Source organism: Citrobacter sp. R-1.5.2 (assembly GCF_035064245.1).
Lineage (GTDB): Bacteria > Pseudomonadota > Gammaproteobacteria > Enterobacterales > Enterobacteriaceae > Citrobacter.
In genome coordinates, this window is sequence record NZ_JASEYC010000007.1 from 102,511 (window position 1) to 114,793 (window position 12,283).

Here is a 12,283-nt window from a genome sequence, read left to right on the forward strand (position 1 = left end):
TGCCGGATGGCGGCTAACGCCTTATCCGGCCTACAAGAGTAGATAAATGTAGGCCGGGCAAGCGAAGCGCCCCCGGGCATTTTGCCGGATGGCGGCTAACGCCTTATCCGGCCTACAAGAGTAGATAAATGTAGGCCGGGCAAGGCATCGAGTGTTACAACCGCACCGAATCAATATGCCAGATGTTCTCGGCGTACTCTTTGATCGTCCTGTCCGATGAGAAGTAGCCCATATTGGCGATATTTATCATCGACTTCGTGGTCCACTCTTCCGGGTGGCGATACAGTTCGTCAACTTTGTCCTGGCAATCAACGTAGCTGCGATAGTCCGCCAGCACCTGATAGTGGTCACCAAAGTTAATCAGTGAGTCCACCAGGTCACGGTAGCGTCCCGGCTCCTCGGGGCTGAATACGCCACTGCCAATTTGCGTCAGCACCTGGTGCAGCTCTTCATCTTTCTCGTAATACTCACGCGGCTTGTAGCCCTGGCTGCGTAAAGCCTCGACCTCTTCCGCCGTATTCCCGAAGATAAAGATATTTTCTGCGCCCACATGCTCCAGCATCTCAACGTTAGCGCCGTCCAGCGTCCCGATGGTCAGCGCACCGTTGAGAGCAAATTTCATATTACTGGTCCCGGAGGCTTCGGTTCCGGCCAGTGAGATCTGCTCAGACAGGTCGGCGGCAGGAATAATCACCTGCGCCAGGCTGACGCTGTAGTTAGGAATAAACACCACCTTCAGCTTATCGCCAATCCGCGGATCGTTATTGATCACTTTCGCGACATCGTTAATCAGGTGAATGATGTGCTTCGCCATGTAATAAGCCGAAGCCGCCTTACCGGCAAAAATATTCACACGCGGCACCCACTCAGCATCAGGATCGGCCTTAATGCGGTTGTAGCGGGTAATCACATGCAGCACGTTCATCAACTGACGCTTGTACTCGTGAATACGCTTGATCTGCACATCAAACAGCGATTTCGGATTCACCACCACATTCAACTGCTGCGCGATGAGCGTCGCCAGGCGTTTTTTGTTCTCCAGCTTCGCATGACGCACCGCCTGGTTCACCAGCGGGAAATCGCAGTGTTGTTCCAGTTCGCTGAGCTGACTGAGATCGGTGCGCCAGGTACGGCCAATGTTCTCATCCAGCACATTGGAAAGCGGCGGGTTCGCCAGCGCCAGCCAACGACGCGGTGTCACACCATTGGTAACGTTGCAAAAACGGGTTGGGAAGATATTTGCAAAATCAGCAAACAGCGACTGTACCATCAGGTTAGAGTGCAACTCCGACACACCGTTAACTTTGTGGCTCACCACGACGGCCAGCCACGCCATACGCACGCGACGGCCGTTCGACTCATCAATGATCGAAGTACGCCCCAACAGACCCGTATCGTTCGGATACTGCTCCTGCAGCGTTTTCAGGAAGTAATCGTTAATCTCAAAGATAATTTGCAGGTGGCGCGGCAGAATTTTACCCAGCATATCCACCGGCCAGGTTTCCAGCGCCTCGCTCATCAGCGTATGGTTGGTATACGAGAAGACCTGACAGCACACCTCAAAGGCATCGTCCCAGCTAAACTTGTGCTCATCAATCAGCAGACGCATCAGCTCAGGAATCGACAGCACCGGATGGGTGTCATTGAGGTGAATAGCAATTTTATCTGCCAGATTATCGTAGGTTTTGTGCAGTTGATAATGACGATTCAGAATGTCCTGCACCGTGGCGGAGACCAGGAAATACTCCTGACGCAAGCGCAGCTCGCGTCCCGAATAGGTGGAATCATCCGGATACAGCACGCGGGAAACGTTCTCGGAATGGTTTTTATCTTCCACCGCCGCAAAGTAGTCGCCCTGATTGAATTTACCGAGGTTGATTTCGCTACTGGCCTGCGCATTCCACAGACGCAACGTGTTGGTGGCGTCTGTGTCGTAACCAGGGATAATTTGGTCATACGCCACCGCGAGGATCTCTTCGGTCTCAATCCAGCGCGTTTTCTTGCCTTCCTGCTGAATACGCCCACCAAAACGCACTTTGTAACGCGTATTGTGGCGTTTAAATTCCCACGGGTTACCGTATTCCAGCCAGTAGTCCGGCGACTCTTTCTGTCGGCCATCGACAATGTTCTGTTTGAACATCCCGTAGTCATAGCGAATACCGTAACCGCGTCCCGGCAGGCCCAGCGTTGCCAGAGAGTCAAGGAAGCAGGCCGCCAGACGACCAAGGCCACCGTTACCAAGACCAGGGTCGTTCTCTTCGTCAATCAGATCTTCAAGATCCAGCCCCATGCCTTCCAGCGCATTTTTGACATCATCATAAATACCCAATGATAACAGTGCATTGGAAAGCGTGCGGCCAATCAGGAACTCCATAGACAGGTAATAGACCTGGCGAGTTTCCTGGGATAATTGCGCACGATTAGAACGCAGCCAGCGCTCCACGAGACGATCGCGCACCGCGAACAATGTGGCGTTCAGCCACTCATGTTTATTGGCAATGACCGGGTCTTTACCAATCGTGAACATCAGCTTGTAGGCAATAGAATGCTTAAGTGCCTCTACGCTGAGTGTGGGCGATGCATAAGTAAATGGAGCATTCATATAGGTGATTCCTGGATATCTATTTCAAGCGATAGTAAAGCTCACGGTAAGACTTCGCCGCGACTTGCCAGCTAAAATCCATGGTCATGGCCTGACGTTGTACGAACCGCCAAAGCGAAGGCCGGGACCACAATACGAAAGCACGCCGGATCGCCCGTAGCAGCGACCAGGCATTACTATCTTCAAATACAAACCCACTGGCGATACCGTCCGCCAGGTTCTCCAGCGAACTATCAGACACCGTATCAGCCAGCCCACCGGTACGCCGCACCAGCGGCAACGTGCCGTACTTCAGTCCATACAATTGCGTTAAGCCGCACGGCTCAAAACGGCTGGGCACCAATATCACATCGGCCCCGCCCATGATGCGATGCGAGAAGGCCTCGTGATAACCAATCTGCACGCCAACCTGGCCTGGATGTTCCGCGGCCGCCGCTAAGAACCCTTCCTGCAATACCGGATCGCCCGCGCCGAGCAGCGCCAGTTGTCCGCCCTGCTCTAACAACCCAGGCAGCGCTTCCAGCACCAGATCCAGCCCTTTTTGACTGGTCAGACGGCTCACAACAGCAAACAGCGGCACTTTATCGTTAACCTTAAGTCCCATCGCAATCTGTAGCTGCCGTTTGTTCTCGGCCTTCTCTTCCAGCGAGTCACGGGTATACCGCGATGCCAATAACAGATCGGTTTCCGGGCTCCAGATTTTTTCATCAACACCGTTCAGTACGCCGGAAAGACGCCCCTCACGATGACGCTGTTGCAACAACCCTTCCATGCCATAGGCAAACTGCGGCTCGGTAATTTCCCGTGCGTAGGTCGGGCTCACCGCCGTAATATGGTCGGCGTAGTACAAACCGGCCTTCAGGAATGAAATCTGCCCGTTAAACTCCAGTCCGTGCACATTAAAGAACGACCATGGCAATTGGATGTCATCCATATGCTTTGCATAAAACATGCCTTGATACGCCAGGTTGTGTACGGTGAACACCGATTTCGCCGGATGGCCGCGCGCCGCCAGATACGCCGGCGCCAGGCCAGCGTGCCAGTCATGCGCATGCACCACATCCGGGCGCCAGAATGGATCAAGCCCGCAGGCCATTTCACATCCTACCCAGCCGAGCAGCGCAAAACGTTGTACGTTATCGGAGTAAGCAAACAGGTTCGTATCGTGATACGGGCTGCCGGGACGGTCATAGAGATGCGGCGCATCAATCAGATAAATGCCGACGCCGTTGTAATGTCCGAACAACAGCGTTATCCGTCCGGCGAAGGTATCCCGACGCGTCACGACCTGCGCATCAGGAATGCCGCGACGAATATCAGGAAACGCCGGAAGCAACACGCGGGCATCCACGCCGTCCGCAATTTGTGCCGCAGGTAACGCCCCAATAACATCCGCCAGTCCCCCGGTTTTTAACAGGGGGAACATCTCTGAACAAACGTGTAAAACCTGCATTATCGCTCCTGTTTGATTTGCAGTTTGCGTAGCATTTCACGCGTGACCAGCACAATGCCTTCCTCTGAGCGGTAGAAGCGACGAGCATCTTCTTCCGCATTTTCGCCAATCACCATGCCCTCAGGAATGACGCAGGCGCGATCGATAATGCAACGACGTAAGCGGCACGAACGTCCAACCCAGACTTCAGGTAACAACACTGCCGAATCAATGTTACAGAAAGAATTCACCCGCACTCGCGGGAACAGTACGGACTGCACCACCACCGAACCGGAAATAATACAGCCACCGGAAACCAGCGAGTTCAGCGTCATTCCGTGGCTACCGGAACGGTCCTGCACGAATTTCGCTGGCGGCAGTGATTCCATATGTGTACGGATTGGCCAGTTCTGGTCATACATGTCCAGTTCAGGCGTTACCGAGGCCAGATCGAGGTTCGCCTTCCAGTAGGCTTCCAGCGTTCCCACATCGCGCCAGTATGGCTCGGATTCCGGATCAGACTGCACGCAGGACAATGGGAATGGGTGCGCATAAGCCATGCCAGCTTCGGTGATTTTCGGGATCAGGTCTTTACCAAAATCGTGGCTGGAGGTTTCATTCAGGTCATCTTCTGCCAGCAATTCATACAGATAATCGGCGTCAAAAACGTAGATCCCCATACTGGCGAGAGATTTAGTGGGGTCACCTGGCATAGCAGGTGGATTCGCTGGTTTTTCAACGAATTCGATAATTTTTTCGTTTTCGTCAACAGCCATTACGCCAAACGCACTGGCTTCTTCGATAGGCACTGGCATACAGGCAACGGTGCAACGTGCACCTTTCTCAACGTGGTCGATCAGCATGCGTGAGTAGTCTTGCTTATAGATATGATCGCCTGCGAGGATCACCACATATTCCGCTTTGTAGCGTCGAATGATGTCCAGGTTTTGGGTCACCGCATCCGCCGTGCCGCGATACCAATTTTCGCCCTGCATCCTTTGCTGGGCGGGCAGCAGATCGACAAACTCGTTCATCTCTTCGCTAAAGAATGACCAGCCACGCTGAATATGCTGCACCAGGGTATGTGACTGGTACTGCGTGATCACGCCAATACGACGGATCCCGGAGTTAATGCAGTTGGATAAGGCAAAATCAATAATGCGGAATTTACCGCCAAAGTGCACGGCAGGCTTAGCACGTTTGTTGGTTAAATCTTTCAGGCGGGTACCGCGGCCACCGGCCAGGATCAGGGCAACAGATTTTAATGGCAGCTGGCGCGCCAACATTACACGATCGTTCTTCTCTAAACTCACCATGACTAACTCCTTTTTTATCTTCTCTGGAACACACACAGTCCGTGCGCAGGTCCCTGCCAGACAGCCGTAAGCACCGGATTGTCCTCTCCGGCAAATGGGGGAATGGCATGCCATTCCCCTTCAGGTAAAACGATATCTGTCACCTCAAGCGTGGCGTTTATTGCAATCAGGAAACGGTCTGAAAGCAGGATTTGCATCTGTTTCGGGCCGTTTTGCCACTCATCCGCACTTAAGGGTTGTGCGTACTTATTCAGCCAGCGGACATTGCCATCGCCGTCTTCCCACCAGCAATCTCCGGTAAGAGCCGGGATTTGCTGGCGGAGATGAATCAGGGCGGCGGTAAATGTCGTTAGCCCACTGTTTGCCTGCTGCCAGTCCAGCCAGGTTAGCGCGTTATCCTGGCAGTAAGCGTTATTGTTACCGTGCTGGCTATGACCATGCTCATCGCCTGCCAGCAACATCGGCGTCCCCTGGGAGAGCAACAGCGTGGTTAACAGCGCATGAATGCTGTCGCGCCGCCGTTCAATCAGGTCCAGCGAGCCGCCTAATCCTTCTTTACCATGATTGTCGCTGTAGTTATTGCTAGTGCCGTCCCGATTTTCCTCACCATTCGCTTCATTGTGCTTATTTGTGAAGCACACACAGTCGCGCAGCGTAAAACCGTCATGCGCGGTCACCAGATTGACGGTAGCGCTGGGTTTGCGGCCATTGCGTTTAAACACATCGCTGGATGCGGCGAAACGTCCGGCAAACTCTCCCAAAGACAGATTACGCTGAAGCCAGAAGCGTCGACTGGCATCGCGAAAATGGTCATTCCACTCGGCAAATGGCGGTGGGAAATTACCCACCTGATATCCGCCTTCACCAATATCCCACGGTTCCGCAATCAGTTTGACGCGAGAGAGCAGCGGACAGTTTTGGATCGCGGTAAACAGGGGTGCATCCTGACGAAACGCAGGCGTACGCCCCATGACGGAAGCTAAATCAAAACGAAAACCATCGACGTGGCAGGTTTCAACCCAGTAACGCAGGCATTCACAGGCATACTCCACGACACCAGGATGGCTCAGATTGAGGGTGTTCCCACAGCCGGTCCAGTTGTAGTAATCACCATCGTCCCTGATCCAATAATAGCTACGGTTATCAATTCCGCGCAGCGAGAAGACAGGCCCCTCAAGATCCAGTTCGGCACTGTGGTTCAAAACGATATCGAGAATGACCTCAATACCCGCTTTATGCAGTGCTTTTACCGCATCACGAAACTCATCCAACGCACTCTCTGGCGAGCAGGCATAGGCTGGATGCAATGCAAACATCGCCACCGGGTTGTACCCCCAGTAGTTCGACAACCCCAACCGCTGAAGGCGCGGTTCGTTGGCGAAATGTGCAACGGGCAACAGCTCCAGCGCGGTAATGCCAAGACGCTTGAAATAGTCGAGCATCACCGGATGACCGAGCGCTTTGTAGGTACCGCGTATCTCTTCAGGGATATCAGGATGCAGATACGTCAGCCCTTTGACATGCGCTTCGTAAATCACGGTATTGCCCCACGGCGTGCGTGGCGGGGTATCGTCTTCCCAGTCATACCGGTCTGACACCACCACGCTTTTCAGGGCGATGGCGGCATTATCGTGATGATCCGGTTCATCAATCCCGCCGTGCAGCAGAGGGTTATCTTTTAATTCACCTTCAACCCGACGCGCGCAAGGGTCGAGAAGCAGCTTCGCCGGATTGAAGCGGTGACCCTGCCCTGGCTGCCACGGTCCATGCACGCGATAACCGTAGCGCAGACCTGGTCTGGCATCGGCCAAATAGCCGTGCCAGATATCCCCGCTACGCCCCGGCAGGTCATAGCGGTGTTCGCAACCTTGCTCGTCGAATACGCATAACTCAACGCGTTCGGCATGGGCCGAGAAAAGGGTGAAATTGACGCCATGGCCGTCATACGTTGCACCATGGGGTGTGGCGTTGCCGGTTGCCAGTTGCGTCATTACCCCTCCCGAACCAGCCAAATCGTTGCCAGCGGTGGCAACGTGAGGCTCAGTGAGTGTTGACGCCCATGGCTGGCGATTTCATCACTGTGCACAGCCCCACCATTACCGGTATTGCTGCCGTGGTAATGCATCGAGTCGGTATTGAGGATTTCACGCCATTTGCCCGGTTGATTGATGCCGAAACGGTAGCCATGGCGCGGCACTGGCGTGAAGTTACTGGCGACGATAATTTCATTACCGGCCTTGTCACGGCGGACAAAAATCAGCACCGACCGTTCGTTGTCATCCACCACCAGCCACTCAAAGCCATAGGCATCAAAATCAAGCTCATGCAACGCTTTATGATGACGATAGGTGTGGTTCAGGTCGCGTACCAGTCGCTGTACACCGTGGTGCCAGTTGTCGCCCCCTTCCAGCAAATGCCAGTCAAGGCTGGCGTCGTGGTTCCACTCGCGTCCCTGAGCAAATTCGTTCCCCATAAACAGCAGTTTCTTACCAGGGAAGGCCCACATCCAGCCGTAATAGGCACGCAGGTTGGCAAATTTCTGCCATGCGTCTCCCGGCATGCGGTCGAGAATCGATTTCTTACCGTGTACGACTTCATCGTGTGACAGTGGCAGAACAAAATTTTCGGTGTAGTTGTACAGCATGCCGAAGGTCAGCTTATCGTGGTGATACTGACGATGAACCGGGTCCAGCTTCATGTAATCCAGCGTGTCGTGCATCCAGCCCAGGTTCCACTTGTACCAGAAACCTAAACCGCCCATATCCTGCGGCCTGGAGACACCGGCAAAATCGGTGGACTCTTCCGCCATGCTCACGGCACCAGGAACCTGTTCGCCAAGAATACGGTTGGTATTGCGCAAGAACTCAATGGCTTCGAGGTTTTCGCGACCACCAAATTCATTCGGGATCCATTCCCCTTCTTTACGGCTGTAGTCGCGATAAATCATTGATGCCACGGCATCCACACGCAGCGCATCGATACCAAAGCGCTCAATCCAGTACAGGGCGTTGCCCACCAGATAGTTGCTGACTTCACGGCGGCCATAGTTGTAGATCAGCGTATTCCAGTCCTGGTGATAGCCTTCACGCGGGTCGCTGTGTTCATACAAACTGGTGCCATCAAACTGAGCCAGACCAAAGTCGTCCGACGGGAAATGACCCGGAACCCAGTCGAGGATCACGTTCAGCCCCGCCTGATGGGCGGCATTGACAAAATAGCGGAAGTCATCACGCGTGCCGAAACGGCGGGTCGGCGCATACATGCCGGTAGGCTGGTAACCCCAACTGCCGTCAAACGGGTGTTCGTTGATCGGCAGCAGTTCGAGATGGGTAAAGCCCATCCACTTTGCGTAGGGAACCAACTGATCTGCCAGCTCACGATAGCTCAGCCAGAAGTTGTTATCGGTATGGCGACGCCATGAACCCAGATGCACTTCATAGATAGAGATTGGCGCATCAAACTGATTAGCTCTTTTGCGCTCCTCAGTTTGCACCACTTTTTCCGGCAAACCGCAGATAAGCGATGCAGTTTCCGGGCGCATTTGCGCTTCAAACGCGTAGGGGTCGGCTTTAATACGCAGCTTACCGTTCGCATCGATCATCTCGTATTTATACAGCTGACCCTGCTGGGCACCGGGGATAAACAGTTCCCAGATACCACTCTCTTTACGCAGGCGCATGGGGTGGCGGCGGCCATCCCAATAGTTGAACTGTCCCACGACTGAAACACGCTGTGCATTCGGCGCCCAGACGGAGAAACGCGTGCCGGTAACGCCATCCATGGTGTCTGCATGCGCCCCCAGCGTCTCGTAAGGTCGCAGGTGCGTACCTTCAGATAACAGCCAGGCATCCATATCCTGGATTAGCGGGCCAAAACGATAAGGATCATCAATCAGATTCTGCTGTCCATGCCAGACAACGGCCAACTGATAGCGAAAGAAATTTTTACGGCGGGGAAGTACAGCACAAAAAAAACCGCGAGAGTCGAGGCAATCCAGCTTGCCCACTTTACGTCCGGTTTTTGGTTCGATCACCCACACTTCGGTGGCATCGGGTAATAGGGCGCGGACTTCAAGTCCGGCTTCAGTTTGGTGCATACCCAGTACGGAAAAAGGATCCGCAAAATGGCCTGCAATTAGCGCATTAATCACGTCTCTATCGATACGAACGGACATGGTTGTCTTCCTGTTTTATGGTGTCACCCCTTCCAACTGATTTTCGACATCAGGTGCGACACTTCTTTGACCTGAACGGCGCAGCACAATTGTGCATCCTCTCTGCGTCGTCCCACCTTCAGGCAACAACTTAATACCTCCGGTACTAAGTCACCCTTAAAGAATAGCCAATGCTTTATCTTACTCCCGGTAAAAAATGAAACATCTGCGCTTACTCCTGTATTACGCAAAAAAAAGGGCGACTCAGCACCCAATGTTTATTCACAATATGTGTCTGCCAGATGGCGGTGTTGCCTTACCCGACCTGCTGACTCGCGTCATTTACAGGCCCGATAAGCGTAGCGCCATCAGGCAGTCCAGCATTACGCCAGCTGACGCAGCATACGGCGCAGTGGCTCCGCGGCACCCCAGAGCAGTTGGTCGCCTACGGTAAAGGCTGACAGGAACTCCGGTCCCATATTCAGCTTACGCAGACGGCCTACTGGCGTGGTCAACGTACCGGTAACGGCCGCTGGGGTTAACTCACGCATAGTGATATCCCGATCGTTTGGCACTACTTTTGCCCACGGATTGTGCGCAGCCAGCAGTTCTTCAACGGTCGGAATAGACACATCTTTTTTCAGTTTAATGGTGAATGCCTGGCTATGGCAGCGCAGCGCACCGACGCGCACGCACAAACCATCAACCGGGATCACCGAAGACGTGTTGAGAATTTTGTTGGTTTCCGCCTGCCCCTTCCACTCTTCACGGCTCTGGCCGTTATCGAGCTGTTTGTCGATCCACGGAATCAGGCTACCGGCCAGCGGTACGCCAAAGTTATCAACCGGCAGTTCACCGCTACGGGACAGGGTCGTGACTTTGCGTTCGATGTCGAGGATAGCAGAGGAAGGTGTCGCCAGTTCATCGGCCACATGGCTATACAGATGCCCCATCTGCGACAGCAGTTCACGCATATGACGTGCGCCGCCGCCGGAGGCCGCCTGGTAAGTTGCCACGGATACCCAGTCAACCAAATCATTGGCAAACAGGCCGCCGAGCGACATCAGCATCAGGCTAACGGTGCAGTTACCGCCGACAAAAGTCTTAATACCTTTGTTCAGACCGTCGGTAATGACATCCTGGTTAACCGGATCGAGAATGATGATGGCATCGTCTTTCATGCGCAATGAAGAAGCCGCGTCAATCCAGTAACCCTGCCAACCGCTTTCACGAAGCTTTGGATAGATTTCGTTGGTATAATCGCCGCCCTGACAGGTCACGATAATGTCCAGCGCCTTCAGCGCGTCCAGATCAAAAGCGTCCTGAAGTGTGCCGGTAGTCGAACCACCGAACGTCGGTGCCGCCTGCCCGAGCTGGGAAGTAGAAAAGAAAACAGGGCGAATGGCGTCAAAGTCGCGCTCTTCAACCATGCGTTGCATGAGAACAGAGCCGACCATACCGCGCCAGCCGATAAAACCAACATTTTTCATAGCGTTTTTTTCCTGCAGAGATGTGTGCTGTGTATGCTAACCAGTATCCTACTGGCCTATCCTTCACCATACAAAAAGCAGCCAAAGTCGCAAGTGAAATTAATCAATGATAGCGAAGCCATCAGTAATGCGACTTATCCCGCTGCGCAAGCAAGCAGAAAGTCCGCGGTAATTATCAGGGAATTTGAGTTATGAATGAAATCATTTCAGCGGCAGTTTTATTGATCCTGATTATGGATCCGCTCGGAAATCTGCCCATTTTCATGTCCGTATTGAAACATACCGAACCAAAACGCCGTCGCGCGATTATGATTCGCGAGCTGTTCATTGCTCTGTTGGTGATGTTCATTTTCCTGTTTGCGGGCGAGAAAATTCTGGCATTTCTTAACCTGCGAGCAGAAACCGTCTCCATCTCCGGAGGCATCATTTTGTTCCTAATTGCCATCAAAATGATTTTCCCCAGCGCCACCGGGAATAGCACCGGGCTTCCGGCAGGCGAAGAACCCTTTATCGTGCCGCTGGCGATTCCACTGGTTGCTGGTCCAACAATTCTGGCATCGTTGATGCTGCTATCGCACCAGTACCCGAATCAGATGGGGCATCTGGTGATTGCGCTACTGATCGCCTGGGGCGGTACCTTTGTGATTTTGTTGCAGTCTTCGCTGTTTTTACGTCTGCTGGGTGAGAAAGGGGTTAACGCGCTGGAGCGCCTGATGGGGCTGATTCTGGTGATGATGGCCACCCAGATGTTCCTCGATGGCGTACGGATGTGGATGAAGGGGTGATTTATCCTTTTGGACTGGATGACATGTTACCCGGATAACGGTTCCGTTCACGTTATGTTCATTGCTTCTCTGAAATCTCGTCACCGGTGAACGTGTTAAGGGGGCTACGCAGCCCCCTTAACAATCCCGGCTCTCCGGCAGGAAAATTGCCACTTCGTGGTTCCCTCCGCTTATTCCTTCAGGCTACCGGGCCGGGCGCGAGGCAGCGTCCATGCAAAACGCGCCCTGAACCCGCATCCCTGCGGGTTCTCCCGGCCTTACGGAAACGCGTCGGCAATTTTCAGCCGGACCAGCCCACACCTCACCACCTGAGCTTTTACTTGAATACCTCTGAACAGCAAAACGGATATAGCTGAAAGCCAGAGCGCTGAAGCGACACCCTGGTCCGGCTGAAAATCGATGAGGTGTTGAGGATCTGGTGGGCTATTTCGCTGATACGTTAAAAGCGCCGCGTTGGTTGAAAACCGGGGATGGTGTGAGGATGCTGTAAAAAAGCCGGGTGGCG

The 12,283-nt window shown here is 53.6% G+C and carries 7 protein-coding genes; 1 reads left to right on the forward strand and 6 read right to left on the reverse strand.

Annotation, left to right across the window (positions count from 1 at the left end):
• Positions 1–154: 154 nt before the first annotated feature.
• The 6 genes from glgP to asd form a co-directional block, all read right to left on the reverse strand.
• Entirely contained in the window at positions 155–2,602 is a 2,448-nt protein-coding gene (gene glgP, locus QMN38_RS14390; protein WP_323605252.1) for a glycogen phosphorylase, read from the reverse strand.
• A gap of 19 nt (positions 2,603–2,621) precedes the next feature.
• A complete protein-coding gene (gene glgA / locus QMN38_RS14395; protein WP_271441379.1) occupies positions 2,622–4,055 on the reverse strand; it encodes a glycogen synthase GlgA in 1,434 nt (477 codons plus the stop codon).
• On the reverse strand, positions 4,055–5,350 hold the full coding sequence (glgC, locus tag QMN38_RS14400) for a glucose-1-phosphate adenylyltransferase (protein ID WP_271441378.1): 1,296 nt from the start codon (positions 5,348–5,350) through the stop codon (positions 4,055–4,057). Before glgC ends, glgA begins: the two co-directional genes overlap by 1 nt.
• Positions 5,351–5,364: 14 nt before the next feature.
• On the reverse strand, positions 5,365–7,341 hold the full coding sequence (gene glgX / locus QMN38_RS14405; RefSeq protein ID WP_323605253.1) for a glycogen debranching protein GlgX: 1,977 nt from the start codon (positions 7,339–7,341) through the stop codon (positions 5,365–5,367).
• The gene (gene glgB / locus QMN38_RS14410) at positions 7,341–9,524 is read right to left on the reverse strand and encodes a 1,4-alpha-glucan branching enzyme (RefSeq protein ID WP_271448674.1); all 2,184 of its coding nucleotides are present in this window, start codon (positions 9,522–9,524) and stop codon (positions 7,341–7,343) included. The genes glgX and glgB overlap by 1 nt, the downstream gene beginning before the upstream one ends.
• 362 nt (positions 9,525–9,886) lie before the next feature.
• Positions 9,887–10,993 carry an aspartate-semialdehyde dehydrogenase gene (asd, locus tag QMN38_RS14415; RefSeq protein WP_271441375.1) on the reverse strand — a complete coding sequence of 369 codons (1,107 nt, stop codon included), beginning with the start codon at positions 10,991–10,993 and terminating at the stop codon, positions 9,887–9,889.
• A gap of 191 nt (positions 10,994–11,184) precedes the next feature.
• Here asd and yhgN point away from each other — a divergent pair, with 191 nt between their 5' ends.
• The gene (gene yhgN, locus QMN38_RS14420; RefSeq protein ID WP_006687438.1) at positions 11,185–11,778 is read left to right on the forward strand and encodes an NAAT family transporter YhgN; all 594 of its coding nucleotides are present in this window, start codon (positions 11,185–11,187) and stop codon (positions 11,776–11,778) included.
• The last annotated feature ends 505 nt before the right edge of the window (positions 11,779–12,283 follow it).